The 26,009-nt window shown below is 56.2% G+C and carries 25 protein-coding genes; 15 read left to right on the forward strand and 10 right to left on the reverse strand.

The genetic code is table 11. The annotated features are described in order from the left end of the window. Positions 1-18: 18 nt before the first annotated feature. From paaZ to ACR0KL_RS21865, 13 genes are all read left to right on the forward strand, one after another. A complete protein-coding gene (paaZ, locus tag ACR0KL_RS21805) occupies positions 19-2,049 on the forward strand; it encodes a phenylacetic acid degradation bifunctional protein PaaZ (protein WP_480777496.1) in 2,031 nt (676 codons plus the stop codon). Positions 2,050-2,098: 49 nt separating this feature from the next. Next, positions 2,099-2,914 (forward strand): PaaX family transcriptional regulator C-terminal domain-containing protein, encoded by an 816-nt coding sequence (locus ACR0KL_RS21810; protein ID WP_170681177.1) that lies wholly within the window; start codon positions 2,099-2,101, stop codon positions 2,912-2,914. A 196-nt stretch (positions 2,915-3,110) separates the two neighbouring features. Continuing rightward, entirely contained in the window at positions 3,111-4,313 is a 1,203-nt protein-coding gene (pcaF, locus tag ACR0KL_RS21815; protein ID WP_170681175.1) for a 3-oxoadipyl-CoA thiolase, read from the forward strand. Positions 4,314-4,329: 16 nt separating this feature from the next. Continuing rightward, positions 4,330-4,893 (forward strand): phosphohydrolase, encoded by a 564-nt coding sequence (locus ACR0KL_RS21820; RefSeq protein ID WP_170681173.1) that lies wholly within the window; start codon positions 4,330-4,332, stop codon positions 4,891-4,893. Between the two features lie 24 nt (positions 4,894-4,917). After that, positions 4,918-5,895 carry a 1,2-phenylacetyl-CoA epoxidase subunit PaaA gene (gene paaA / locus ACR0KL_RS21825; RefSeq protein WP_480777497.1) on the forward strand — a complete coding sequence of 326 codons (978 nt, stop codon included), beginning with the start codon at positions 4,918-4,920 and terminating at the stop codon, positions 5,893-5,895. Between the two features lie 23 nt (positions 5,896-5,918). Continuing rightward, on the forward strand, positions 5,919-6,203 hold the full coding sequence (paaB, locus tag ACR0KL_RS21830) for a 1,2-phenylacetyl-CoA epoxidase subunit PaaB (RefSeq protein WP_142639870.1): 285 nt from the start codon (positions 5,919-5,921) through the stop codon (positions 6,201-6,203). Then, positions 6,203-6,961: a 1,2-phenylacetyl-CoA epoxidase subunit PaaC gene (gene paaC, locus ACR0KL_RS21835; protein ID WP_480777498.1), complete on the forward strand. Its 759-nt coding sequence runs from the start codon at positions 6,203-6,205 to the stop codon at positions 6,959-6,961. The genes paaB and paaC overlap by 1 nt, the downstream gene beginning before the upstream one ends. A 6-nt stretch (positions 6,962-6,967) precedes the next feature. Continuing rightward, positions 6,968-7,429 (forward strand): 1,2-phenylacetyl-CoA epoxidase subunit PaaD, encoded by a 462-nt coding sequence (paaD, locus tag ACR0KL_RS21840; RefSeq protein WP_480777499.1) that lies wholly within the window; start codon positions 6,968-6,970, stop codon positions 7,427-7,429. 13 nt (positions 7,430-7,442) lie between these two features. After that, complete coding sequence (locus ACR0KL_RS21845; RefSeq protein ID WP_480777500.1) at positions 7,443-8,516, forward strand: 2Fe-2S iron-sulfur cluster-binding protein; 1,074 nt, start codon at positions 7,443-7,445, stop codon at positions 8,514-8,516. A gap of 13 nt (positions 8,517-8,529) precedes the next feature. Further along, entirely contained in the window at positions 8,530-9,291 is a 762-nt protein-coding gene (locus tag ACR0KL_RS21850; protein WP_170681164.1) for a Phenylacetic acid catabolic protein, read from the forward strand. 524 nt (positions 9,292-9,815) lie between these two features. After that, positions 9,816-10,736, forward strand: a complete 921-nt coding sequence (locus ACR0KL_RS21855) for a helix-turn-helix domain-containing protein (RefSeq protein WP_480777501.1) — start codon at positions 9,816-9,818, stop codon at positions 10,734-10,736. 109 nt (positions 10,737-10,845) lie between these two features. Next, a complete protein-coding gene (locus tag ACR0KL_RS21860; RefSeq protein WP_480555411.1) occupies positions 10,846-12,252 on the forward strand; it encodes an aldehyde dehydrogenase family protein in 1,407 nt (468 codons plus the stop codon). 22 nt (positions 12,253-12,274) lie between these two features. Beyond that, positions 12,275-14,251: a copper amine oxidase gene (locus ACR0KL_RS21865; RefSeq protein ID WP_480777502.1), complete on the forward strand. Its 1,977-nt coding sequence runs from the start codon at positions 12,275-12,277 to the stop codon at positions 14,249-14,251. 309 nt (positions 14,252-14,560) lie between these two features. On the opposite strand, the gene ACR0KL_RS21870 is transcribed toward ACR0KL_RS21865, so the two are convergent. From ACR0KL_RS21870 to hmgA, 5 genes are read right to left on the reverse strand one after another with little or no spacing between them, the layout of a single operon-like run. Continuing rightward, complete coding sequence (locus tag ACR0KL_RS21870; RefSeq protein WP_170681158.1) at positions 14,561-14,749, reverse strand: DUF2783 domain-containing protein; 189 nt, start codon at positions 14,747-14,749, stop codon at positions 14,561-14,563. A gap of 4 nt (positions 14,750-14,753) precedes the next feature. Further along, on the reverse strand, positions 14,754-16,367 hold the full coding sequence (locus ACR0KL_RS21875) for an FAD-dependent oxidoreductase (protein WP_480777503.1): 1,614 nt from the start codon (positions 16,365-16,367) through the stop codon (positions 14,754-14,756). A gap of 41 nt (positions 16,368-16,408) precedes the next feature. Next, positions 16,409-17,359 (reverse strand): MBL fold metallo-hydrolase, encoded by a 951-nt coding sequence (locus ACR0KL_RS21880; protein WP_170681154.1) that lies wholly within the window; start codon positions 17,357-17,359, stop codon positions 16,409-16,411. 37 nt (positions 17,360-17,396) lie between these two features. Continuing rightward, complete coding sequence (fahA, locus tag ACR0KL_RS21885; protein ID WP_480777504.1) at positions 17,397-18,656, reverse strand: fumarylacetoacetase; 1,260 nt, start codon at positions 18,654-18,656, stop codon at positions 17,397-17,399. A gap of 37 nt (positions 18,657-18,693) precedes the next feature. After that, positions 18,694-20,049, reverse strand: coding sequence for a homogentisate 1,2-dioxygenase (gene hmgA / locus ACR0KL_RS21890; protein ID WP_480777505.1), 1,356 nt, complete (start codon positions 20,047-20,049; stop codon positions 18,694-18,696). A 136-nt stretch (positions 20,050-20,185) separates the two neighbouring features. Here hmgA and ACR0KL_RS21895 point away from each other — a divergent pair, with 136 nt between their 5' ends. Beyond that, positions 20,186-20,623 (forward strand): MarR family winged helix-turn-helix transcriptional regulator, encoded by a 438-nt coding sequence (locus tag ACR0KL_RS21895; RefSeq protein WP_170380928.1) that lies wholly within the window; start codon positions 20,186-20,188, stop codon positions 20,621-20,623. Further along, a complete protein-coding gene (gene maiA / locus ACR0KL_RS21900; RefSeq protein WP_170549712.1) occupies positions 20,624-21,241 on the forward strand; it encodes a maleylacetoacetate isomerase in 618 nt (205 codons plus the stop codon). Here the strand turns inward: maiA and ACR0KL_RS21905 are convergent. From ACR0KL_RS21905 to ACR0KL_RS21925, 5 genes are all read right to left on the reverse strand, one after another. Next, positions 21,238-21,693, reverse strand: a complete 456-nt coding sequence (locus tag ACR0KL_RS21905) for a MarR family transcriptional regulator (RefSeq protein ID WP_170681149.1) — start codon at positions 21,691-21,693, stop codon at positions 21,238-21,240. The two genes, maiA and ACR0KL_RS21905, sit on opposite strands and share 4 nt — an antisense overlap. Before the next feature lie 467 nt (positions 21,694-22,160). Next, positions 22,161-22,691: a TetR/AcrR family transcriptional regulator gene (locus ACR0KL_RS21910; protein WP_480777506.1), complete on the reverse strand. Its 531-nt coding sequence runs from the start codon at positions 22,689-22,691 to the stop codon at positions 22,161-22,163. Next, on the reverse strand, positions 22,688-23,683 hold the full coding sequence (locus ACR0KL_RS21915) for a flavin monoamine oxidase family protein (protein WP_480777507.1): 996 nt from the start codon (positions 23,681-23,683) through the stop codon (positions 22,688-22,690). Before ACR0KL_RS21915 ends, ACR0KL_RS21910 begins: the two co-directional genes overlap by 4 nt. Next, a complete protein-coding gene (locus tag ACR0KL_RS21920; protein ID WP_170681145.1) occupies positions 23,680-24,351 on the reverse strand; it encodes a cupin domain-containing protein in 672 nt (223 codons plus the stop codon). The genes ACR0KL_RS21915 and ACR0KL_RS21920 overlap by 4 nt, the downstream gene beginning before the upstream one ends. A gap of 694 nt (positions 24,352-25,045) precedes the next feature. After that, a partial coding sequence (locus tag ACR0KL_RS21925; RefSeq protein ID WP_480777508.1) for a CocE/NonD family hydrolase C-terminal non-catalytic domain-containing protein occupies positions 25,046-26,009 on the reverse strand: 964 nt, incomplete at its 5' end.

Consider the following 26,009-nt stretch of genomic DNA (forward strand, 5'->3'; position numbering starts at 1 on the left):
AGGACTGAGGAGAGGCACATGACGATCCAACAGATTTCAAGTTTCGCGGCAGGTGAGTGGATCGCGCCGGGCGAAGGGGCCCGCAACATTGCCAGTGCTGTGACCGGAGAGGTGATCGCGACCGCTGGCAACACTGGTTTAGATGTACAGGGCATGTTGGACTATGCGCGCAACGTTGGTGGTCCGGCACTGCGGCAGATGACCTTTCATGAGCGCGCCAAGATGCTCAAGGCATTGTCGGTGCATTTGGGGCAGCACAAGCAGGCCCTGTACGACCTGTCATTCAACACGGGCGCGACCCAATCGGATCATCTGATCGATATCGATGGTGGGATCGGTACGATGTTCGTATTTGCCTCGAAAGGCCGCCGCGAAATGCCCGATGGTCACGTTTATCTGGATGGCGACGTCGAACAGCTGTCGCGGAATGGGACCTTTGTCGGTCAGCACATCTGCACCCCGCTGCAGGGTGTGGCGGTTCATATCAACGCGTTCAACTTTCCGGTTTGGGGCATGTTGGAGAAGCTGGCTCCGACCTTGCTGGCCGGTGTTCCAGCTATCGTCAAACCGGCGACGAATTCCTGCTACGTAACCGAATTGTGCGTGCGGTTGATGCTGGAGTCTGGCATTTTGCCTGCCGGGGTGCTCCAGCTTGTGTCGGGTGGTCTGGGTGACATGTTGGATCGCCTGACCATGCAAGACGTGGTCAGTTTTACCGGCTCGGCCAATACTGCGCTGAAACTACGGTCTAACCCCGTCATTCTGCAAAACTCCGTCCGTTTCGTGGCGGAACAGGACAGTCTGAACTGTTCGGTACTGGGCACTGACGCCCAACCGGGGACACCGGAATTTGACCTGTTCATCAAGGAAGTTCAGCGCGAGATGACCACAAAAGCGGGTCAAAAATGCACCGCGATCCGCCGGATCATCGCGCCCGAGCGGCATGTGCAGGCGGTGATCGAAGCGCTTTCCGCGCGGCTGGCAAAAACGGTTATCGGCGACCCTAGGCTTGAGACAACGCGCATGGGCGCGCTGGTATCGAATGATCAAAAACTGGATGTACTGGAAAAGGCTGCGATCATTTGCCAAGAAGCCGAACGTGTGTTCGGCAACCCGGATGATTTTGCCGTTGATGGCGCAGATGCCGATAAAGGGGCTTTCCTGCCGCCGATGCTGTTCCATTGCGCCGACCCGGACGCGGCACAGCGCGTTCATGACACTGAAGCCTTCGGGCCGGTCAGCACGATCATGGGGTATCGCGACACCGACCACGCGATTGAGCTTGCGAACAGGGGACAGGGGTCTCTGGTCGCGTCGGTCATTACCCACGACCCGGACGTGGCGCGCAAATTCGCCATGGGTGCCGGGGCGTATCACGGGCGTCTCTATTTCAACAACCGAGACTCGATGAAAGAGGCCACGGGCCACGGCTCTCCCTTGCCGCATATGGTCCATGGCGGCCCCGGTCGCGCGGGTGGCGGTGAGGAAATGGGCGGCGTGCGGGGCGTGAAACACTACATGCAGCGCACAGCCATCCAGGGCTCGCCTGACCTGTTGACGGCGATTGGCTCGAAATGGGTCTCGGGCGCGACCGAGATCAAAGGCCCGGCGCATCCTTTCACGCGGCGCTACCACGATCTGGCAATCGGTGAGACAATTCACACGGCGCCGCGCACCGTCACGCTCGAAGATATCGAGCACTTTGCGGAATTCACCGGCGACACCTTCTATGCGCACATGGATGAGGCCGCCGCGGAACGAAATCCGTTCTTCCCGGGTCGTGTCGCGCACGGATACTTGCTGCTGTCCTTCGCTGCCGGGTTATTTGTCGAACCGAACGAAGGCCCTGTCCTGGCCAACACAGGTCTTGACGGATTGCGCTTTATGAAACCGGTTGTGGCGGGCGACAGCATCAAAGTGCGCCTGACCGTTAAGTCAAAGAACAAACGCAACGATCAGTATGGCGAGGTTCGCTGGCATGTTACTATGACTCAACAGGATGATGACCTTGTTGCTGAATACGAACTGCTGACAATGGTGGCCTACTGACGAAACCGGGCCGGATGGTAATTCGATCCGGCCCGCCTATACTGCGGCCATGAAAGACGCTTCCACAGACTGGTTCGACCATTGCGTTCGTCATTTGGCCTCCGAAGGGTCTCTGCGGGTTTGGTCTGTGCTTGTCACGATCTTTGGCGATCTGGCGCAAAACAAATCCGATCAGATAAGCGGATCATTGATCACTGCGTTGACGAGCCTTGTGGGTATCAAGGCCGAAGCGACCCGAGTGGCGTTGCATCGATTGCGCAAAGAAGGCTGGATCGAAAGTACGCGAGTTGGTCGTGCGAGTGTCCATCGGCTTACGGACTATGGCCGCACTCAAAGTGCAGCCGCTGCGCCACGCATTTACGCCCGCGAAACGGCCAAACCAGACGTTTGGCACGTGCTGATGTCGAGCAGTTCGGAAACATCCCGAAAGGAGTTGGCCGATCTGTTGCTGACTGGGGAATATATCTCATTAAACCCTTCCACAGCGATGGCAGCAGGAACCATGCCGCGCAATCTGGAAGAACTGCTGGGTTTTGAGACTACAGCGATTTCAGTGCCAGATTGGCTACGAGAGCTATGCGGACCAGAGTCGCTGAAAACCGCGTATGACGAGTTTTGGACATCAATCCAGGCGATCGACGATCTGCTGCCGACGACCGGAGTGGGTGATCCGATGAAAACGGCAGCTCTGCGTGTCCTCCTTGTGCACAATTGGCGCCGCATCATCTTGCGACACCCGGCTTTGCCCTCGGATTTTCTGCCCAGTGACTGGAAGGAGCCCGCCTGCCGCGAGGCGGTCTCTAGGATTTTGGACAGGCTGCCCCGACCGCAACTCAAAAATTTGGAAGCAGAGTTGAGTACTTAGGTTTTTGGGACAAAGTCCCTCCTGATATCTCAAAGGATGATGGCTTGCTTTAACAGCAAACTGATTTCTTTTTATGTTACGAGAATGTGTAGCTACAAAAAATTCTGTAACATAATGCTTGCTTCGAATCGATGACGGAAATATAAACCGACCATACGGTCTATAATTGAGCGTGAACGCCCAGGAGAATTGACAGATGGATGCATTCATTTGCGACGCGACGCGCACTCCGATAGGGCGCTACGGCGGGGCATTGTCGTCGATCCGTGCGGATGATCTGGCGGCCATCCCGTTGGCTGCCCTGAAAGAGCGAAATCCGCAAGTTGACTGGTCCAGCGTGGATGACGTCATCTATGGTGATGCCAATCAGGCCGGTGAAAGCAACCGGAACGTCGCCCGTATGGCGGCCTTGTTGGCTGGACTACCGATAGATGTTCCGGGGACCACCATAAATCGCCTGTGCGCCAGCGGCATGGATGCTGTTGGAATGGCCGCCCGAGGCATCAAGGCGGGTGACTATGACCTGGCGATCGCGGGTGGGGTTGAAAGCATGTCTCGTGCACCCTTTGTGATGCCCAAGTCGACATCTGCATTCACGCGCAGTAACGCGGTTTACGACACGACCATCGGCTGGCGCTTTGTGAACACGAAGATGCAGCAGGCCTACGGCATCGATTCAATGCCGCAAACCGCTGATAATGTTGCCGATGACTATGGCATCAGCCGCGCGGATCAGGACAGTTTCGCCGCCCGCAGTCAAGCCCGATGGGCCGCTGCGCATGAAGCCGGCCTGTTCACAGACGAAATCACTCCGGTCTCGGTCCCACAACGTAAGGGCGACCCGATAGTGGTTGATACTGATGAGCATCCGCGCCCGGGAACAACGGCCGACAAGCTGTCGGGCCTCAAGGGAGTAAACGGGCCGGACAAAACCGTTACGGCGGGCAATGCTTCTGGCGTTAACGACGGAGCCGCAGCCATTTTGCTGGCGAATGAGGCAGCGGCTGCAAAGAACAGCCTTACTCCGATTGCGCGGGTTGTGGGAATGTCGGTGGCTGGCGTCGCGCCGCGCGTCATGGGCATTGGCCCTGTCCCGGCTAGCCGCAAAGTATTGGCCCGGGCCGGGCTAACCATTGAACAGATGGATGTGGTAGAGTTGAACGAAGCTTTTGCGTCGCAAGGGCTGGCAACACTTCGCGAACTGGGCCTTGCTGACGACGCACCGCATGTGAACCCAAATGGCGGTGCCATTGCCATGGGGCACCCTTTGGGCATGTCCGGAGCGCGGCTGGTTTTAACCGCCGCCTATCAACTGCGGCGGACAGGTGGGCGGTATGCTCTCTGCACGATGTGCGTTGGCGTAGGGCAGGGCGCAGCCTTGATCCTTGAACGGGTTTGATAGGGAGAGCACTGTTTTGACTGAGGCGATCCAAATAATCGACCACAGCGAACGCGTCGAGCGGCTGTTTGAGCCGTATCAAGATGTTCTCGGCGACGACTACAAGGCTTATCGGGGCCATGTTTATCGTGTGATTACCTATGCCATGCACTTCCTTGGCGGCGATGACACGCATCGTGCATTGGTCGAGACGGCCTTCGTCTACCACGATATCGGACTTTGGACGAAACACGATCTGGCATATCTGGAGCCATCCGAAGAACTGGCGCTGCGGGACAACGCTGAAAAGAGTTGGGGACTGGATCCAGAGCTGCTGCGCAATGCCATCCACTGGCACCACAAGGTTACACCCTACCGCGGGCCGCATGCCGATGTGGTCAACGCCTGCCGAAAAGGTGACTGGATCGATGCGACAGGGGGCAAGGTGCGAAAAGGACTGTCACGCGATCAAGTCGCCCAGGTCGAAGCCGCCATTCCCAGCTACGGATTTGCGGATGTTTTACAGCGTTTGGCAAAAGACCTTGGTGGCTCCGCACTAAAAGGAAACATGCGGGTTCTAAGCCACGTATTCAAAATCTGATCCCATCCGAGAGGAGGAAATACGATGTACGCACAAATGGTCAAGTCTGAGGCCACAAACGATGACCCTGAAAAGCTTGCCGAGTTTCAGGCAAAGATTGACGCGGACATCAAGATCGAGCCCAAAGATTGGATGCCGCAAGGCTATCGCAAAACGCTGATCCGCCAAATCGGTCAGCACGCCCATTCCGAAATCGTCGGACAACTGCCCGAAGGCAACTGGATCACCCGCGCGCCCACGCTGGAACGCAAAGCGATCCTGCTGGCCAAGGTGCAGGATGAGGCCGGACACGGGCTATACCTGTATTGCGCGGCGGAGACACTGGGCGTCAGCCGGGACGAACTGACCGAGATGCTGCTGGACGGTCGGATGAAATATTCGTCCATCTTCAACTATCCAACATTGAACTGGGCCGATATCGGAGCGGTTGGTTGGCTGGTCGACGGGGCCGCGATCATGAACCAGGTGCCGCTGCAGCGGACATCTTATGGTCCGTATTCGCGCGCCATGATCCGGATCTGCAAGGAAGAAAGCTTTCACCAGCGTCAGGGCTACGATGCCATTCGCAAGATGGCCGAAGGCACGCCCGCGCAAAAGAAGATGGCGCAGGATGCGTTGAACCGGTTCTGGTACCCGTCGCTGATGATGTTCGGACCGTCGGACAAGGACTCGGTCCATTCGACCCAATCCATGGCGTGGAAGATCAAGATGAACACCAATGACGAGCTGCGTCAGAAGTTCGTCGATCAGACCGTGCCGCAGGCCGAATTCCTCGGCCTGACCGTGCCCGACCCGGACCTGAAATGGAACGAAGGCCGCGGGCACTACGATTTCTCGGAACCCGACTGGTCCGAGTTCTTTGATGTCATCAAAGGCAACGGCCCTTGCAACACCGACCGCCTGGCGGCGCGCAATAAGGCCTGGGATGACGGGCAATGGGTGCGCGACGGCCTGCTGGCGCACGCCAAGAAGAAACGCGCCGGTCAAGTGGCCGCTGAATAAGCCTGACCTGAGGAGGAAACCCGATGAAAAACGAATGGCCCCTGTGGGAAGTCTTTATCCGCGGTCAGCACGGTATGAGCCACCGTCATGTCGGATCGCTGCACGCACCCGACGCAGAAATGGCGATCAAGAACGCGCGTGATGTCTACACGCGCCGCAACGAAGGCGTGTCGATTTGGGTGGTCGAGGCGAACAATATCTCGGCCTCATCCCCCAGCGACAAGGGCCCGCTGTATGAGCCCAGCGAAAGCAAGGTCTACCGTCACCCGACCTTCTTCGACATCCCCGATGAAGTGGGGGCGATGTGATGACCCGCGACGAAGCCTTCCTACAGTTTCTGCTAAGAATGGGTGACAACACACTCATCCTTGGTCACCGCGTGAGCGAATGGTGCGGTCATGCGCCTGTGCTGGAAGAAGATATCGCGCTGGCCAATACCGCGCTGGACCTGATCGGCCAAACCCAAATGTGGCTTGGCCTTGCCGGCGAAATCGACGGTGGCAAAAGCGCCGATGATCTGGCGTTCCTGCGCGATGCCTGGGATTTTCGCAATGTTCTGATGGTCGAGGTTCCGAACGAGGACTTCGGCCGGACCCTGATGCGCCAATTCCTTTTCGACGCGTGGCATTCGATCATGCTGGGGCGTCTGATCAAATCGTCAGACGACCGTGTCGCGGCCATTGCGGCCAAAGCCAGCAAAGAGGTCGCTTATCACCTGGAACGCTCTGGCGACACGGTGGTTGGGTTGGGCGACGGAACGGCGGAAAGCCACGACCATATGCAAGCGGCGCTGGACTATCTCTGGCCTTATGTGGGTGAGATGTTTGCCAGCGACGACGTGGATACCCAGATGGCAGCCGATGGTATCGCGCCCAATCCCGCCGATCTGCGCGATGAATATGACGCTTTGGTTCAGCGGATCTTGGCGGATGCGACGCTAACGATCCCAGACAGCGATTTCGCGCATAAGGGCGGGCGTACCGGGCAGATGCATACCGAACATTTGGGGCACTTGCTGACTCAGATGCAATGGCTGCAACGCGCCTATCCCGGCGCCAGCTGGTAAACCGATATGGAACGGGTGACCACAGATCAGATATGGGACTGGCTGGATGCCGTTCCTGACCCTGAAATACCCGTCATTTCCGTGGTTGATCTGGGGATTGTGCGCGATGTGCGCTGGGATGCCGAAACCTTGAAGGTGACGGTGACTCCGACCTATTCCGGCTGTCCGGCAACGTCGGTCATCAGCATGGATATTGAAACCGCGCTACGGGATCGCGGGATCGAAGACATCCGGATCGAAACCACCATCACTCCCGCATGGACCACCGATTGGCTCAGCGATAAGGGCCGTGCGCGGCTGGAAGAATACGGAATCGCGCCGCCGCAACCGGCAGGCGGCCCGGAACGGTGCCCGCATTGTGGCAGCAAGGCGGTTGAGAAGGTTAGCCAGTTCGGCTCGACCCCGTGCAAGGCGCACTGGCGCTGCGCCGACTGCCTGGAACCTTTTGACTATTTCAAGTGCATCTGAGGAGGAGCACCGGATGGCACGTTTCCACGACCTGAAGGTCACCGACATCCACAAAACGATCCGCGACGCGGTAGTCTTGACGCTGGAGCCCATGAATGGTGCAGCGCAAGAGTTTGACTTTACTGCAGGTCAATACCTGACGTTCCGCCGCGAGTTCGATGGCGAAGAACTGCGCCGGTCCTACTCGATCTGCGCAGGCAAGGACGACGGAGTTCTGCAGGTCGGGATCAAACGCGTTGATGGCGGGGCGTTCTCGGGCTGGGCGAACTCGGAACTGAGTGTCGGGGACATCGTGCAGGCAATGCCGCCGATGGGTAGCTTTCACGCTCCCATCGATGCAGATTCAGAAAAGCAATATCTCGGTTTTGCCGGTGGGTCCGGGGTGACGCCAGTTCTGTCGATTCTCAAAACGACACTCGCCCGTGAACCCCAGTCGCGCTTTACGCTGATCTATGCCAACAAGGGCATCAACACGATCATGTTCCGCGAAGAACTTGAGGACCTCAAGAACCTGTATATGGGGCGCCTTAACGTGATCCATATTCTCGAAACGGATTCCCAGGAAATTGACCTGTTCACCGGGCTGGTGACACAGGAAAAATGCGCCGAACTATTCAAGCACTGGGTCGATATCGAAAACGTCGATACGGCGTTCATTTGTGGTCCTGAACCCATGATGCTGGGTATTGCGGCTTCCCTGCGCGAACACGGGCTAGACGACAGCCAGATTAAATTCGAACTTTTTGCAAGCGCGCAGCCTGGGCGGGCCAAACGTAAGGCCATTGCGGCAGATGCCGGTCGGACAGACAATCAAACCAACGCGTCCATTACGCTGGATGGGTCAACCCAAACCCTGACCATTCCCAAGGACCTGTCCATTCTGGATGCAGCTTTGGAAAACGCGTTGGACGCCCCCTATGCCTGCAAGGCCGGAGTCTGTTCGACCTGCCGCTGCAAGGTGCTGGAAGGTGAGGTCGAGATGGTCGCAAACCACGCGCTTGAGGATTACGAGGTCGAGAAGGGCTATGTGCTCAGCTGTCAGGCCTATCCGATAACGGACCGTGTGGTCGTGGATTACGATCAGTAGAGGAGAGGTAGACATGACCGATACGATGACTCTCGACAGCTATCTTGCCGCAGGTGGCGTTCTGACCAATCCTTCAAATGTTCCACCGCGCTATCGCGCTGAGTTGCTGAAACTGATGGCAACCTTTGTTGACAGTGAATTGGCAGGCGCAGCCGGTTTTGCTGACGTAATTAACCTCGGGCCGGGAATCAAAGAACGCATCGCTGCCGCGAAGATAGTGCTTGAAAAAACGGATCATGCAAATCGTGTTCTGAACATCATGGGAGAGTTTGGAGCCGACACAGAACGCTACGCAAATCATCATCCGTGGACAGCCCGGTTAAGCCGGGATGCGGACATCGGAGCAACGCGTTCCGAACATGATATGCGCTTGGCTGTGTTCAACTATCCGTTCTCGGGTTGGACGGACGCCGTGATCATGAATCTGCTCATGAGCCGCGCCGTCGCCGAACAACTGGCTGAGTATTCGACGATTTCATACCAACCCCTGGCCGAGGCGTTCCGCTCAATCTCTCCGATTGAAGCACACCATGGTGAACTGGCGATGGAAGGCGCAAATAAGTTGATCGAACGAGGCGAAGCTGAGCAAATGCAAGTCTCGGTCGACTACTGGTGGCCTCGCGTCGCGGTGTCTTTCGGGGGCGACGATCCGAAACGGTTCGAATTGTTGAAATCTCTTGGTCTGCGGCGGAATAAAAACAGTTCCCTGAAAGAGCGCTGGAGCCAGACGATGAATGACACGCTGAAGACTTTGGGACTGAAAACGCCTTTGTGAATCGCTTGACTGGGCCGATTTTGGGTCCGTCCTCTAGTCTGAGGTGAGGCCTAAGTTCTTGGAATGACAAGAAAAATATCAGTGTAGGGCTGGGGTTTGTCGGACGTGGCCTGACGACTGATCGCAATGGGCCATTCGGTAACACTTCAGATCCTCGACTATCCGGGGGTTCAGAAATTCGCTCAATGGGGAATGACAGAACTATTGGACTACGCGAATAAACAGGCTGAAAATCTTGGTTCCTTGCTGTTCACAAGTGAGATCGCGCTGCAACCAATTCGCTAACCCTTGGTTATCGTCGCACCGCCATCAGTTTGGGCCAATTCCTAAAACGAAACACTTTGGAGTGAGTTACATACAGCCCGACGAGTACACGCCAAATCCACCAGTTCTATACATTGCAAAACGTTTTGCTGAAAACTAACATCAGGGGTACTCTTTGCGCTGATCCAATCGCAGCAAATATGACACCCATGAAGCCACAGCTAGACAACGCATATTTTAAACCGCTTGTGCGGACGAATTTGCGTTCACGATCTGTGGAGGGGTTTTCTCAGGATCTGGAAAAGATCTGCGGGCAGTTTGCTGTCGAGTCCAGTGTTGCCACGCGCGGACGCATCGACGGGGATATCTCCACCTTGCCGGTTTCACGCTTTGAGACGGCAATCGTATCGCTCGACGCACAAAGGGTTTTTCGGGACGAGCGTATGATCCGACAAGACCCCGGAGAGCACTTGTTTCTTCTCATCCAGGACAAGGGAAACTGTCGTATCCACCAGAATGATACATCAGTTTTGTTGGGTCCCGGCGACATGTATCTGGTCGACAGCGCGAAACGATCCGAGTTTGTTTATGACGGGATGAACTCGCGTCAGGTCTCGATCCATTTGCCACGCGACGAGATGGTCCACAGATTCGGTGAGATTTGCACTGGTGGTATCGCAGTAGACCGTAACGACCCGCTGTTTTTCGCAATGCGTGCCGTGCTGGCCAAGATATTTACCGAGGAAGCTGCTGTAGCCCCACATTTGGGCGAAGCCTTTCTGAGCTTGTTAGGCGCGTATTTCCGCTGCGTCAGCCATCAGGAAGACCAACGCGGGCGAGAAGCAAACGCGGTCCTCTCGCGCGCTCTTCAACTGATTGAGCAGAACGCGATGGATCCAGCATTTGGACCGCAGGCATTGGCTGAAGCATTGCAGGTTTCGCCTCGGACACTTCAGCGTCATTTTGGAACCATTGGGGAAACCGCAAGCAAACGCCTTATGTCCGTGCGGCTTGAAACAGCGAAAGCCCGGCTAAAAGAGGTGAACTCTGACGTAGGGCGCGACACGATCGCTGCGGTTGCGTATGATTCCGGTTTCAACGACCTGTCTCATTTCTACAAAGTCTTTCGGGAACGATTCGGTGTCTCACCCGGGGCGGTGCGGAAAAATATGTCGTCCTAAGCCACAATTTTTGGCGCAAAACCCCAAGACTCGACCGACCGGTCGGATAATAATACTCCCCAGCCTTGCTGTGTTCGCGCAAGGGCATGCGATTTAGGGAGGACAAGCCGTGATCGAATACGATCTGACTATCGGGGGTGAACCGGTATCTACTGCCGCCAGCTTTGACGTATTGAACCCGTCAACCGGTGAAGTCGCAGGGCGTGCGCCCAATGCGACACGCGCTGATCTGGATACTGCTGTTAAAGCTGCGAAAGCTGCTTTCGAAAGCTGGTCGGCCAAATCGGACGAAGAACTGCAGGCCGCATGCGAGGCCGTAGCGCAGAAGATCGGAGAACATTCCGAGGAGCTTGCACAGATTATCACAGCCGAACAGGGTAAGCCGCTTAACGGGCTTGGATCGCGCTGGGAAATGGGCGGGGCAGGGGCTTGGGCAGGATATACTGCCGGGCTGTCCCTACCAATGAAAGTGCTGCAAGATAACAACGAAGGCCGCGTTGAACTGCACCGCAAGCCGCTGGGCGTTGTGGGTTCTATCACGCCTTGGAATTTCCCGGTGATGATTGCGATCTGGCATATCATGCCAGCGCTGCGCACCGGCAATACCGTTGTCGTCAAACCCTCGCCGCTGACCCCACTGTCAACATTGCGCCTTGTTCAGATCATGAACGACGTGCTGCCCGCTGGTGTGGTTAATGTAATCACCAGCGATGACAAGGGCGACAATATCGGAGGGGCTATGTCGGCCCATCCGGACATTCGCAAAATCGTTTTCACTGGGTCCTGTGCGACAGGGCAGAAGGTCATGGCCTCGGCCGCGGAAACCATGAAACGCCTGACCCTGGAACTGGGGGGCAATGATGCCGGTATCGTTCTGCCCGACGCAGATCCGCAAGCGATCGCCGAAGGTTTGTTCTGGGGTGGTTTCATCAATAACGGCCAGACCTGCGCCGCGATGAAACGTCTTTATGTCCACGAAAGCATCCATGACGAGGTTTGCGACGCGCTGGTGGCCTTCGCCCGAAATATCCCGGTGGGAGATGGCATGGACGACAACGCGATCCTCGGTCCGGTCCAGAACAAGATGCAGTTTGACAAGGTCAGCCGCCTGGTGGCCGATGCGAAAGAACGTGGGCAGGTCTTGCTGGGCGGTGCGCCGGGCGACGGGCTGTTCTTCCCTCCCACGATTATTGCGGGTCTGAATAACGGCGATCCGCTGGTCGATGAAGAACAGTTCGGCCCGGCGCTGCCAATCATCAAGTATTCAGAAGTGGAAGACGCAATTGCGGCCGCCAACGACAGCCCGAACGGGTTGGGTGGCTCGGTTTGGTCGTCCGATATCGACGCCGCCAAGGCCGTTGCCAGCCGCATGGAGTGTGGTTCGGTCTGGATCAACAAACATGGCGCAATTCAACCCAACGCCCCGTTCGGCGGGGTCAAATCATCTGGCGTCGGTGTCGAATTCGCGGACGAAGGTTTGGCCGAATACACCGATATCCAAGTCGTATTCAGCTAAGAACAAGACAGGAGAGGAAAAGATGAAGATCAGAAATATCCTTGCCACAACTGCACTGGGCGCCGTTTTCGCCGGCAGCGCTTTGGGACATCCCCTGGACGGGTTAACGCCAGATGAACTCCAGCAAATCAACACGATCCTGAAAGACAGCGGCACCGTCACCGACGAGACGCTGTACCCTTTGATTGATCTGCGCGAGCCGTCGAAAGCCGAAGTTCAGACTTGGAAAGAAGGCGATGCACTGGATCGCAAGGCGATGGTGCAATACACCACCGACGAAGGATTCAGCGAAGCAATCGTGAACATCACGCAAGGCACCGTTGAAGAAAACTTTGCCATCGAAGGCTCGGGTCAGCCGATGGTATTGTTTACGGAGTTCATCGGCGCATTGGAAGGCGCGCTGGGTCACCCGGATATGATCGCGGGGCTCGAAGCGCGTGGGCTGACAAATGAAGACGCGTTCTGCCTGCCGCTGACAGCGGGTAACTTCTTTACCCCCGAATTTAATGGCACCCGCCTGATGAAGGTGCCCTGTTATCAGAACCCGACAGGCTCAAACTTCTACGCAAAGCCGATCGAAGGGTTGTTCGCAATCTACGACATCGGCAAGCAAGAGGTTGTTGAGGTCATCGACACCGGTGCGATCCCCTTGCCGCAAGACGCCTGGGGTTACACGGCCGAAGAGGTTGCCGAACGGGTCGAGCTGCGACCGGAAACCAACAAGGTTCTGCTGACGCAGGAAGGCGGTCCGAATTACACTCTGGATGGCAACCATCTGGAATGGGACATCTGGCGAATGAATCTGCGCGCGGAAAAGCGTGCTGGCCTCGTTGTCTCGAACATTGATGTCAACGATCAGGGCAATTGGCGTTCGGTCATCTATCAGACGCATCTGTCCGAAGTGTTTGTCCCCTATATGGACCCGACCGAGGGGTGGTACTGGCGGACCTATATGGACAGTGGCGAATACGGGTTCGGTCTGTTCCTGACGCCGTTGCGTGCGGGTGTGGATTGCCCTGAATATGCAACCTTCCTGCCTGCCGTAATCGCGGATGACGCAGGTATGCCGCTGGAAATTCCGGATGCGATCTGCATCTTCGAGCGCAACATTGGTGACCCTGCTTGGCGCCACTTTGAGATCTTTGCACAGACGCCCGACAACTTTGTACCTGCGGAAGGCCGTTCGGAAACCGAATTGGTTGTGCGTACTGCGTCAGAGGTCGGTAACTATGACTATCTGATCGACTACCGCTTCAAGCAGGACGGTCAGATGTTCATCAAGATCGGCGCAACCGGTCTGGACGCGGTCAAAGGCGTGGTTTCCACCTCGATGAATGATGCGACCGCTGCGGAAGACACCAAGTATGGCACGCTGATTGCACCGCATCTGGTTGCGGCCAACCACGACCACTACTTCAACTTCCGGATCGACTTTGACATCGACCAGCCGGTCAACCACATGGGTCTGATGGAAATCGTTCCGACCGAAGTGCCTGCGGACAGCCCGCGCAAATCGATGTGGACCTGGCAGCATGTGATGCCGGACAGTGAGTTGGACGCACGCTATCGCTTCAGCGCCTCCAAACCGCGTCACGTCCATATCTCGAACCCGCAATCGGAAGGGTATCTGGGCCACACTCCGGGTTGGATGATCCACCACGGCTCGATCGCATACGGTCCGTTCGACTTTGAAAGCGACCCGCCGTTCAAGCGCAACGCCTATATCGAGTATTCCTCTTGGACAACTGTCTATGACCAAGAGCAGCGCTATGCGGGTGGTAAATACGCGATGCAAAGCGACGGTTCGGACACGCTGGCGGAATGGGTCAAAGAAGACAAGCCGCTGATGGGTCAGGATATTGTGTCCTGGTTCACCGCAGGGTTCCACCACATCCCGCGGATGGAAGACTGGCCTGTGATGTCGACCGAGTGGAAGACGGTTCACATCATGCCGTTCAATTTCTTCGCGCATAACCCGGCGTTGACGATCCGCGAGTGATTGATGGCAAATGAAATTTTAAAGGGCGGCCTGCAATAGGCCGCCCATTTATTTCTTGTTTTCTTGTTTTCCATTAGTTTTGCTGCATCGAATGCAGACCATCCAGGATCTGATCAGCCTGCTCGATCGATGTACGTTTAGGGGCGGGGGAAGGATGATGTCGTTGGCGTCGATCCGTACCCAACGCCATCATCCTATAGCTATTGATAGATGCGGCGCATTTCGGGCGCGAGTTCCGGGTCTTTCGGGGCGAAATGGTTTCGCTGGTCCCAGTACAGCCGAAAAGTCGACGGGCCGGCAACCAAGAGGTCAGTTTTCCTTCGCGGCCTTCAGTGCCTGGTTAAGTGTTTCTCGATCTCCGATGTGATTGGAGAGGATGAGAATGAGGCGCGCGTTCAGGGCTTCGCTTTCCTCATCCGACAGCCCTTCATGCACTGCGATGAGGTCTGCATAAAAATCATCCGGTGAATACAGGTTTGGTTCGGTAGTCAGGGGCATCAGCTTATTCCTTTCCGCAGGCTTTAAGGACTGCTGAACGCAGTGCGGCCTCGTCGTAGTTCCGCCAGCGCGCCGCGACATGCTGATCGGGGCGGACGAGGTAGACCGCCTGGTTTTCAGACCCAAGGTAACGTTCCGCTAGTGTGTCCGAAGCCGTAAGGGACACGCTTCTGACCGTGATACCGTCGATATCGAGGCTGTTCGGAACTTCGGTGTTGAGTGCCAAAATCACGAAGTCGTTTCCAAGCTGATCGAGAAGGAAGCCGTCGCCAACCGGGGCATCCTTGCATGGAGATCCTACTCTGGACGTGTCAGGACCTCCTGCGAGGTCATCTGCTCCGTTCAGGGACGAGTGATCATAGGTACAGGGCACTGACAGACGCCCCGAGTTCACCAGAAGCCGCGCAAATGTATGGCGTTCCGCCAGGCTAAGCACAGCGTCCCGGAAATTCTTGCTTACCTTCGATTTTGGCGTGATGAAATCAGTTGAGCGGGTCGAATTCAGTATGTTTTCGTCCGCTCCGAAAATCCGTTCGTCATCATAGGTGTCCAGAAGGCTTTCCGGTGCCTTGCCCGACATCACTAGGCCAAGTTTCCAGCCAAGGTTGTCGACGTCCTGAAAGCCGGAATTCGCGCCACGTGCCCCGAAGGGCGACACTTGATGCGCCGCGTCGCCAGCAAAAACAACGCGCCCGTGGCGGAATTTGTTCATACGCCGGCACTGGAAGGTGTAGATGGATGACCAGACCATTTCATATTCGACGTCATCGCCCAACATAGCATCCAGCCGCTTGCGGATGTTTTCCTCTTTCAACTCTTCCTTGCGATCGACATCCCAGCCGATCTGGAAGTCCACGCGCCACACGTCATCAGGCTGTTTGTGCAGCAAAGTCGAGGCGCCGGACTTGAAGTAGGGCTCGAACCAGAACCAGCGTTCTGTCGGGAATGTGTTGTTCTTCATCCGGATATCAGCGATCAGAAAGCTGTCCTGAAAAACCCGGCCTTCAAATCCCAGATCCAACATGTCGCGTGTTGGCGAACTTGCGCCATCGCAGGCGATCATCCAATCCGCCTCAAGCTGGTAAGGCCCGTCCGGAGTTGTGACGGACAGAACAACATGGTCGTCCTTGACGTCTACAGCTTCGACCCGGTTCTTGCCTCGGATTTCAATAGGCGCGCCGCGTTCCTGTTCCGCGCAAATCGCTTCGAAAATGAACTTTTCGAAATAAGGCTGCTGCAAGTTGATGAAGGCCGGGTTGCGATGGCCGGATTCAGGCAGAAGGTTGAACTCAAAGACCTTTCGGTCGTCCTGAAACACCTTCCCAACATTCCAGACGACCCCTTTGTCGAGCATTGGCGCGCCACAGCCATAACGGTCGGCGATTTCCAGTGTTCGCTTGGCAAAGCAGATGGCACGGCTGCCCATGCCGATCCCTTCGTGATCGTCCAGAACCAACGCCGGAATGCCCTGTCGACCAAGGTCCAGCGCGGCGGCCATTCCGATAGGACCGCCTCCGACGATGACAACCGGGTGGCGCACCGCAACGGGCGCGTCTTGATCTTTTGATTTCTCATAAGGGTAAAGCTTGAAGGCGAGGGAATATCGGTCCTGAAGCATCGAAATACCTAGCTTGTTGAGTTCGGAGGAGATGAGTGGGTTCAGCCTTGCAGCTGTTCCCACATTTCCAGATCACGTTTGTCAGTCCAGATGCGAGGGTGGGCGATCCCCCGAGCTTCGTCATAGGCACGGCTGACGTTGAATGGCAGGCAGTGCTCGTAGATCGCGTAGTCCTTGAACTTAGGATCGCAGGCGTCGCGAACGGCATCCCAGGCGTCTTTCAAACTGCCGCCTTTCATCGCCACTTTCTTGGCGGGTTCGTAGGTTGAGTTAACGAAGTCGCGAGTGCTTTCGATGGCCCGTTCGACCGCTTCTTTGCCGATCAGCGCGCCGCCGCGCCCCGGAGCAATGGCGTCGACGTCATAAGCTTTGATATTATCCAGCGTCCGGCCCCAATCGGCAAAGTGACCATCTCCGCAATAGCAGGCCGAGTGGTCCTCGACGATGTCGCCGGTGAACATGACGTTCTGATCAGCTACATGGATCACAGCATCGCCTGCCGTATGGGCGCGGCCGATCTGTTTGATATCTACGCGACGGTTGCCCAGATAGACCGTCATGCTGTCGCTGAATGTGGTGGTGGGCCAGGTCAGGCCAGGGATGCTTTCATGACCTTCGAACAGGCGCGGGAAACGCTGGAACTCGCTGTCCCAGTCCTCTTGCCCGCGTTCCACGACCATCGAGCGTGCCACATCCGACATGATCACCTGCGGCGCGTTGAAGGCCGAGGCGCCCAGAACGCGTACCGCGTGATAGTGCGTGAGCACAACATGGCTGATCGGCTTTTCGGTGACTTCACGCACCTTCTCGATCACTTTGTTCGCAAGACGCGGGGTGGCCTGTGCCTCGACAATCATGACGCTGTCGTCACCGATGATGACGCCCGAATTCGGGTCACCTTCGGCAGTAAAGGCCCACAGGCCCTCGCCGATCTCATCGAAGGTGATTTTCTTTTCTGTCATATCGCCTTGCGATGCGAATGCTTTAGCCATGTGAGTCCTCCGGTGCCCGAGCGGGCGATGTTACGTGTCAGTTGCGTTTGTAAGGATCGTCGAGCGCCGCAAGGACTTGCCCCGCGCAATCTCCGAATCCGATCTGATAGCCGTCGCCTATAGCCGCGCCCGTCAGGGTTAAAGTGTCTCCGTCTTCAACAAAGCTGCGGGTCTCACCGGTGTCGAGCGTAAATGGCTCCTTGGCACCCCAGCTGAGTTCCAAAAGGGACCCGCGATTGTGTTTTTCGGGGCCGGAAATTGTGCCCGAGCCCAGAAGATCGCCGGTATTCATCGGGCACCCGGACGTGGTGTGATGGGCCAGTTGCTGAGCCGCCGAATAATACATTTCGTTGTAATTGGTGCGGGCAATAGTTGTAGCCGCTTTGCCCTTGGGAGCCAACGTGACCGACAGGTCGATGTCGTACAGCATCGGGCCACAATCCTTCAGGTGGTCCAGCAATTCGAACTCTCGCGCTGGGGTGTTGCAGCGGAATGGCTCAAGCGCAGCTTTTGTTACGATCCAGGGACTGATCGAGGTTGCCGTGGCCTTGGCCTGAAATGGCCCCAGCGGCTGGTATTCCCAAGCCTGAATGTCGCGCGCAGACCAGTCGTTCAGCAATACGTAGCCAAAAATGTGGTTATCCGCCTCTTGCACGGAGATCGGACCATCCGAAGGGGTTCCAACGACGGCGCCCATCTCAAGCTCGACGTCGAACCGTTGAGACGGGGCAAACCGGGGCAGGGTGTCGTTTGGACCTTTCAGTTGCCCCCAGGGGCGTCGAATGTCCGTGCCCGAAACGACCACTGATGAGGCACGACCGTTGTAACCGATTGGGATGTGCAGCCAGTTCGGGGGCAGCGCTTTCTCCGGCCCGCGGAACATGGTGCCAACATTAAAAGCATGGTGCCGACCCGCGTAGAAATCGGTGTATTCGCTTACGGCCAAAGGCATATGCATCTCGGCATCGTCTTGCGCGACGAGCAGCGGTTCGATTTTATCTCGTTCTTCGGCGCCTTCGGCCAACAGGCTTGTCAGCCGGTCCCGCAATGCCGCCCACACAGCCGGGCCCTCTTCCATCAATGGATTCCAGAAAGGCAGATCGAACAGGGGTTCGTCGCTCAGCGAAATCAGGCCTTCGGCCTCGGCGGCGGAGACGTCCAGGATCATATCGCCGATGGCCACGCCACAACGGGGTTCGCCGCCTTCGGTCGAAAAAACTCCATAGGGCAGGTTGTTCAAGGGAAAGGGATGGGCTTCATCATTGGCCGATATCACCCAGGAGTTCATCAAAGGCATTTTGTATCCAGACTTTGTCACGAGTGGATTTGTTGCTTCACTTTTTGCCGGGCGTGCCGTCGAATTTCTTTTCGATGTCTGCCCAGCAGTCGATATAGTCGTCCTGCAAGGGGGCCTCGGTCGCGGCAAACGCCGTGAGGTGCTGCGGGAAGCGGGTTTCGAACATGAAGGACATGGTGTGGTCCAGCTTGTCCGGCCCCAGATTGGCGTTTGAGGCTTTTTCGAACGCTTCGCGATCCGGACCATGCGGGATCATCATGTTATGCAGGCTCATGCCGCCAGGCACAAAGCCCTGCGGTTTGGCGTCATACTGGCCGTAGATATTGCCCATCAGCTCGGACATGATGTTCTTGTGGTACCACGGCGGGCGGAACGTGTCCTCGGCCACCATCCAACGTTCGCGGAACAGGACGAAATCGATATTGGCCGTGCCGGGCTGGCCCGATGGGGCTGTCAGGACGGTGAAAATCGACGGATCCGGGTGGTCGAACAAGATTGCGCCGACCGGGCAATAGGTGCGTAGGTCGTATTTGTAGGGCGCATAGTTGCCGTGCCAGGCCACTACGTCCAGCGGGCTATGACCGATCTGAGTGACGTGGAACTGCCCGCACCATTTGATCGTCACGGTCGAAGGCACCTCTCGGTCCTCGAATGCCGCGACAGGTGCTTTGAAGTCGCGCGGATTGGCCATGCAATTGGCACCGATCGGTCCGCGACCCGGCAGCTCGAATTTCTGCCCGTAATTCTCACAGACAAATCCGCGTGCCGGACCTTCCAGCACTTCAACACGGTAGAGCAACCCGCGCGGCAGGATCGCGATTTCCTGCGGCTCCAGATCAATGATCCCCAGCTCGGTCACAAAACGCAGACGACCGTCTTGCGGAACCACCAGCAGCTCGGAATCGGCCGAGAAGAAATAGTCATCCACCATCGAGTCGGTGACCAGATAGACATGGCTGGCCATGCCGACCTGCGTGTTCACATCCCCCGCCGTCGTCATGGTGCGCATACCGGTCAGCCAGGTCAAAGAGGCGTCAGAATGCGGAACCGGGTCCCAGCGATACTGGCCAAGGCTGATCACATCCGGGTCGATACAGGGCGCGGACTTCCAATAGGGCAGGTCGATTTTCTCATAACGATGGGAATGCTTGACCGAAGGGCGAATGCGGTAGCACCACGTCCGCTCGGGCGGGTTGGCGGTGAAGGCCGTGCCGCTGAGCTGTTCGCCATAGAGGCCATAGTTGCAGCGCTGCGGGCTGTTCATGCCCTGAGGTAGCGCGCCATGCAAAGCCTCGGTCTCAAAATCATTGGCCCAACCGGGCATGTAACCCTTTGAAATGGCGTTCCCATCTTCTGCAACGGTCAATCCGCTATGTTTAACGAGTGCATTCATCTGGATCTTCTTATCACTCGATTCGAGAAGATTTTGGGTTCACAGTAAATATTTGTTGCATTTGCAACGTTGTCAATATTTTTGTTGCAGATGCAATGAAAATCTGAATTCAAGAACGCCGAAAGGAAATCCCTGCATGAGCACCAAAAACTTGCCTGAGTTCGATTTGGAAGGGTTCTTGCCATACCGGCTTACGGTGCTGGCCGCGCGACTGAGCGCAGAAATGGCGCAGCAGTACAAACATGAGTTTGGCGTTTCGAACCCGGAATGGCGCGTTCTTGTGAATGTCGGATATGCCGAAAACCCGTCGGTTCGGGACATCGAAAAGCGGGTCAGTCTAGAGAAGTCAAAGGTCAGCCGGGCGGCCGCACGGCTCGAATCCCGCGGACTGATCACTAAGGTTGAGGATCCTGCCGACAGACGACTTGTCAAACTCGACCTTACGGAAAAAGGCGCGGATCTTCTCAGCCAATTGGTTCCTATTGCACTGTCGTTTCAATCCAGCCTGGAAACCAAACTTGGTGAGTCTGAGGAAGCGCTGAATGCCGCCCTCGATCTGCTTTCGGAAGAATAAATGATTAAACTTTATGACTATTGGCGCTCTTCAGCCAGCTACCGCGTGCGGATCGCGTTGGGCCTTGCCGGGGAAAGCTGGGAAACCGTCATCGTGAACCTGCTGGAAGCTGAGCAGCAGTCCGACGCGCATCTGATGAGAAACCCTCAGGGTCTGGTGCCGGTGTTGGAGATAGACGGGAATAGGTTCACCCAGTCGCTAGCGCAGATCGAGTATATTGACGAAACAAGAGGTCTTGGCCTTTTGCCCTCGGACCCCGTGGGCCGCGCCGAAGTGCGTGCGTTGTCTTATGCTGTGGCAATGGATATCCATCCGGTTTGCAACCTTCGAGTGGTGAAATGGGCTGTAGAACACTCAGGGAACCAGATTTCGAACGAAGGCTGGATGCAGCATTTTATCGGCGAAGGTCTGGCGGCTTACGAGGAGATGGCGCAGGGCGGTCCGTTTTCCTACGGTGACCGTGTAACGCTTGCCGACGTTTGCCTGATGCCTCAGCTTTACAACGCGCAAAGATGGGGTGTTGAATTGGCTGACCTGCCCAAGATTTCTCGGATCAAGGACAGCTTGGATCAGATCCCGGCCTTTCAGAACGCCCATCCGGACAACAGCCCTCATTAACTGTTTTCGTTCTCGCGACTCTGCCCATAGTCAGCCACAGCCTTTTCAAGGGCGCGAAGTCCATCCTTAAGCTTGTCTATGTCCTCATCGCTCATGCGTTCCAAAATCGAGTCAGCACAGTTCTGCACGGCTGGAAAAACTTCGTTGAATAGGGACTTTCCAGCCTCGGTACAGGAGTATTGGCGCAGCCTCCGGTCACTGTCCGCGACGGCGCGGCCAATTAGGCCCTTTTTCTCTAAACTGGTCGCAGCACGGCTTACCTGAACTTTGTCCAACGTGGTGCGCTGCGCCAGTTGGAGCGAGTTCGACTGACCCGCGCTGGCCAATAGAAACAACAGACGCCATTCCTCTCGCGAGAGGCCGTAGGTTCGACCATAGACCTGAACAAGCTGGCGAGAAAACGCCTCGGCGGTCGATGCAAGCTGATAAGGAAAGTATGTTTCAAGATTCACAAGAGCTCCTCACCAGCGGTCAATGCACACCATTGGATATGCAGGGAACTTATCTGAATTAAAGCAAATTCGCACGATCAGTGTTTTGCATTCTAACCAGAGGACTCTAGCTTTCCGACTAAAGAGCGCATTATCGACCAAAAACTTACCTCACTACTGAGGTAAGGGAACAATTTAGACCGCTTTGTTGAGCACATTTGCTTGCGCACGGGCCTTAGCGTAGCGCAAGCTTTGACTTCCGTGGCATTCTCTTAGTCTCAGAGTCCGCTAACTACTCTGAACACTAGGTTTTCTTTGTTGAACTGCCAATGGGCGTTTAGTGCAGTTTGCTATTCAGGGCAGCGCGCAGTCGAATCGCATTCTTGGTGAGACTACGGCTCCAACAAAATCAACTATTTAGAACATTGAATTTTTGAGACTCCAGAATCCGAGATTGATATCCAAACAAATAATAAGCAGTCATTCATTTAACACGCAGTGAACGACTGCATTGAGCCCGAAGCGGACGTTGCTTTCTCGAAGATGTCAGGGTCACCCTGCACAGTCGCAAGTAGCGCTGCACCTTCCAGCGTTGCGAGCATAGTTAGTGCGTCAGAAAGCGGATCGGCGCTGTCCGGAAATACGCTGACAAGCCGATCGACCAATGCTGCAAAGAACATTTTTGCCGCCTCCACGACCGGTTCAGGCAGGCCTCCGCTTTCAGCTGCGAGCAGTCCACAAAGGCACATCTTTCCGTCCTGGCGCAAGCTTTCCGCGAAAAGCTCGCGTAGGCGCGCGACACGCGTATGAGACGGGCATTCATCCAAAGCGTCTAGGAAACGGGACGTGTAATTTCTGGCCAGTCGAGCGACCAGATCGGTCTTGGTCGGGAAGTAATGATGTACGCCTGCGCTAGTCAGCCCTGCGTCGCGCGCAATGTCTCGGAACGAAAAGCCGTTGTAGCCGCCAGTGCGGACCCGCGCCTCGGCGGCGGCAAGGATTTTCTCTTCTGATGTCATACCATCACCCTCGACAATTCATGCCGCGCTGCATCCATGGCTTCAAGAGCGCCTTCGAGGAAACCCCCGTGCGACGGTGCGGTTTCAGTTCCTGCAAAAATCACCCTCTGAGTAGGAGTGAGTGTACTATACATAGGATGGGCGTTAAGCGGCTTTAGGTCGGCCGAGGTGGCGGTAGCCATGTCGGCGCTCCAATCTTTGACGACTACACCGCGCGGCTCGGCTGCTTTGGGGCCAAACAGGCGAACCAGTTGCGCCACCGCTTGCGCTTCGAACCCGGATTGTCGGGCCGTGCCGGGCATTGCAAAGCCGAACAGAGCACCCTCGGTGCCGTCCATGGGTGACGCGTCATGGATTTCAGCCAGGGGACCTTGATGAGAGATTGCGTCACCATTCAGGCCCGCGTCGCGCCAGAATGGGGTGTCGTAAAGAGCAACGAGTTTGGCGTGCCCGGCCATCCATGTTGGAACATCCGGAACGACCACACCCATCTGTGCAGCGAGGCGCGGGGGCAACGCCAAAACAACGAAGTCGGCGCGCAATGAAAACCCGTTTCCACTCAATGTCACGAATTCGTCTTCTTCGATCACATGCCGAACTGAGTGGCCAAGACACAGCGTATCATCAAGCTTTTGGGCGAGGGCGTCGGTTATCTGAGCGAGTCCGCCCGAAACGCGAAGCGCGTCACCCATGGGGGCGAAATCGAAGTCACGACGCACATTGCCCTGAGCATCCTCGAACGCCAATCGTCCATCGCTGTATTGTGGAAATGTTCGCAGCCCAAGCTTGTCTACGAGGGCCAGCATGCGGTGGTTGTGCGGCCAAATCCAAGCAGGGCCGAGATCATAGCCGCTCTGTGAGAGAATGCGACCGCCTACGCGGTCGCGCGCCTCCAGCAAAAGCGCGTCGCGTCCTTCAAGCTTCAGCGCATGCGCCAAAGCGAGGCCGGACAACCCTGCGCCGACGATGACAATCTCAGCGTTCGGCTTCATGTCGCGCTCTCTGCGACGTGACTAAGGTGGCCGGTCTTGATCCAGACTCGCGCCCCGTTAGCGCCAGCGGTCGCCTCGAAACTCGCCCCGACGGGTAGGCGTAACCAATCCCAGCGGGACAGGGTATCGCCGTCCTCGTTCAGGCTCCCATCAATCACAAAGACCTCAAGCCCGCCTGAGGCATGTAGAGAGCGCACTGTACCTGCATCCCAGTGTTCCATCGCTACAGTTTCATGTATATCTGTGTGAAGGGGCAACCTGGACACACCATCTGCTGCTTCAATCCAGCTTGCCTTACCGCTGTCGATCTGGACCTGATTGCGGTCGCTAGCGTCGAATTGGTGGAGCTTTACCAGAATTGTCGCGCCGTCCTGTGCGGCAGGTGTATGAGACGAGGTCGGTGGGTTCCGCACGTAGGAACCAGTTGGAAAATCACCGTCCTCGTCCTGAAATGTACCGTCGAGTACCAGGTATTCTTCGCCACCGTCATGCGTGTGGGCAGAGAAGGCGCTGCCAGGCGCGAAACGTACGATGGTGGTGGCACGAGCTACTTCCTCTCCAATTCGGTCAAGCATCTTCCGCTCAACTCCAGGCATCGGGGATGCGACCCAATCGTTCTCACTAAAACGTACAAGAACACGTTCATTAAAGTCGGCATTCACGCGCATGGTTTGGTCTCCTTCTATCGTCACTGTACTTGTGCAAATTGGCTATACTTACCTACTGATAGGTAGGTTGTTTCTCAATATCGCTATCGCAACAGTGATCACGCGTTCGTGATCCACTGGTTGAACCGCAGCGGCTGCCGGTCCCATCCTTCGAGTTAAGCAAGCAGCCGTGAAAGTCAGCAATGCAACCCAAACCTGACGAATGCAAATGCAGCGACCTTATGGATCAGGAAAACCGGTGGCGGTTCGTTCGACCAATCGAGATAAGTCTTGTTAAACGTCGGTAGTGGGCCCAGATCTACCACGTTAAGTTAAAGGCATACTGGACATGCATTAGGCAGGGCGCAGCCCCTGAGCAGACTTTCAAAGCCGGACTTTGCTGTTTCAGATTTGCTGACAAACCTGCCAATTGACCAATATCTGCTTTTCGCACTCGCTCTGAGTTCGAACAACCGTTCTTTGTCTGGCAAAGGCTGGACTATAGACAAATTAGCAAAACCGAACGGTTTAATCCTCTCGATAGCTGCTTCCATCTCGGCCGAGGCGGCGTTTGTGAGCCCAGCAATTCCTAGTAAGTCGAAGTCACAGTGCTAGTGGCAACCGATACCATAAGAGTTCGACTGGACCCACGTGCATTCAGATCCAACAAAACGAAAGTGCTCAACCCGAGAATGAATTGAACAGAGAATTGTAACTAAATACGCCATTGCCGCGTTGCGAAGGGCTGATTGTTCCATGTCGCATTCAACTCAGCATCCGCCGTGGTGCGGTCGCCTGTGGTTCTGGCAGTCAATGCGACCGAAACCTCGGCAGTTCCGTCAGGCCGTTCGAAAACCATCCTGTGAAGTACGTTTGTCTGTTTCTCAACGCCATCTGAAGCATCCAGACTGTGCGTCATGCTTGTTTCATAGCTGAAAGCGGTTTCTGTTTGGGCGAAGGTTGTTTTCAAAAGCGGCTGATGCCATCCCATCTCAATCCTGTCTCCGGTGGTCTGTGTCCAGCGAGACAAAGGGTCAGGCGCATAGGTGGAATGCCGCTTCTGCACGGGCATGTCTTGTGCGGGGGGCAGTGGTTTAGACAAGTCTTCGAGCTCATGGAGTAAAACAGGCAAACGCAGCGTTGCGTGGTTTATTTGCATATCCAAGACCGGTGATTTCGCGTGAAAGAGAGGCCAGAAAGATGAGGACAAAGCCAGTCGTAGGGTGTGTCCCTTGCGCACGCGATAGGCAGTCGAATGAAGTAGGATCTTCCCATAGAATTCGCCTGTTTTCGCCGCTGACGGGGTACGATCCAAATTTTCGTCAAGCGAAAGGTTTCGAACACCATAGCTTACACGCGCAGCGACCCCATCCGGGGCCACATCGCTAAGTCTTGCGATGATCTGCCCCGGTTTGCCTCCGGACTTGCCGCGCACAGTCAGTGTAACCGAACCATAGATAATGAGGTCTTGGGCCAAAGGAGCCGTTTCGAACACCAATGAACGGGCATCGTCTGCGGTTTGATCAAGTGGCAGCCCGCCGGGGCGGCCAAAATACCCCGTGTCCCCGGCGGGTTTCCCGACGGTCGGGTCTGCGGGAACCCTCCATGGTGCAGGACCGTCGCTGGATTTAAGCGTGGACAAGTCCCAGTCCTGCGTCTCGCTTTCCTGCGAGGCTGGC

The organism is Ruegeria sp. C8 (assembly GCF_056537565.1).

Bases quoted from the DNA above. Each gene is read 5' to 3' on its own strand.
- paaZ (WP_480777496.1), top strand. From the start codon at position 19: ATGACGATCCAACAGATTTCAAGTTTCGCGGCAGGTGAGTGGATCGCG.
- ACR0KL_RS21810 (WP_170681177.1), top strand. From the start codon at position 2,099: ATGAAAGACGCTTCCACAGACTGGTTCGACCATTGCGTTCGTCATTTG.
- pcaF (WP_170681175.1), top strand. From the start codon at position 3,111: ATGGATGCATTCATTTGCGACGCGACGCGCACTCCGATAGGGCGCTAC.
- paaA (WP_480777497.1), top strand. From the start codon at position 4,918: ATGTACGCACAAATGGTCAAGTCTGAGGCCACAAACGATGACCCTGAA.
- paaB (WP_142639870.1), top strand. From the start codon at position 5,919: ATGAAAAACGAATGGCCCCTGTGGGAAGTCTTTATCCGCGGTCAGCAC.
- paaC (WP_480777498.1), top strand. From the start codon at position 6,203: ATGACCCGCGACGAAGCCTTCCTACAGTTTCTGCTAAGAATGGGTGAC.
- paaD (WP_480777499.1), top strand. From the start codon at position 6,968: ATGGAACGGGTGACCACAGATCAGATATGGGACTGGCTGGATGCCGTT.
- ACR0KL_RS21845 (WP_480777500.1), top strand. From the start codon at position 7,443: ATGGCACGTTTCCACGACCTGAAGGTCACCGACATCCACAAAACGATC.
- ACR0KL_RS21850 (WP_170681164.1), top strand. From the start codon at position 8,530: ATGACCGATACGATGACTCTCGACAGCTATCTTGCCGCAGGTGGCGTT.
- ACR0KL_RS21865 (WP_480777502.1), top strand. From the start codon at position 12,275: ATGAAGATCAGAAATATCCTTGCCACAACTGCACTGGGCGCCGTTTTC.
- ACR0KL_RS21870 (WP_170681158.1), bottom strand. From the start codon at position 14,749: ATGCCCCTGACTACCGAACCAAACCTGTATTCACCGGATGATTTTTAT.
- ACR0KL_RS21875 (WP_480777503.1), bottom strand. From the start codon at position 16,367: ATGCTTCAGGACCGATATTCCCTCGCCTTCAAGCTTTACCCTTATGAG.
- ACR0KL_RS21880 (WP_170681154.1), bottom strand. From the start codon at position 17,359: ATGGCTAAAGCATTCGCATCGCAAGGCGATATGACAGAAAAGAAAATC.
- fahA (WP_480777504.1), bottom strand. From the start codon at position 18,656: ATGCCTTTGATGAACTCCTGGGTGATATCGGCCAATGATGAAGCCCAT.
- hmgA (WP_480777505.1), bottom strand. From the start codon at position 20,049: ATGAATGCACTCGTTAAACATAGCGGATTGACCGTTGCAGAAGATGGG.
- ACR0KL_RS21895 (WP_170380928.1), top strand. From the start codon at position 20,186: ATGAGCACCAAAAACTTGCCTGAGTTCGATTTGGAAGGGTTCTTGCCA.
- maiA (WP_170549712.1), top strand. From the start codon at position 20,624: ATGATTAAACTTTATGACTATTGGCGCTCTTCAGCCAGCTACCGCGTG.
- ACR0KL_RS21910 (WP_480777506.1), bottom strand. From the start codon at position 22,691: ATGACATCAGAAGAGAAAATCCTTGCCGCCGCCGAGGCGCGGGTCCGC.
- ACR0KL_RS21915 (WP_480777507.1), bottom strand. From the start codon at position 23,683: ATGAAGCCGAACGCTGAGATTGTCATCGTCGGCGCAGGGTTGTCCGGC.
- ACR0KL_RS21920 (WP_170681145.1), bottom strand. From the start codon at position 24,351: ATGCGCGTGAATGCCGACTTTAATGAACGTGTTCTTGTACGTTTTAGT.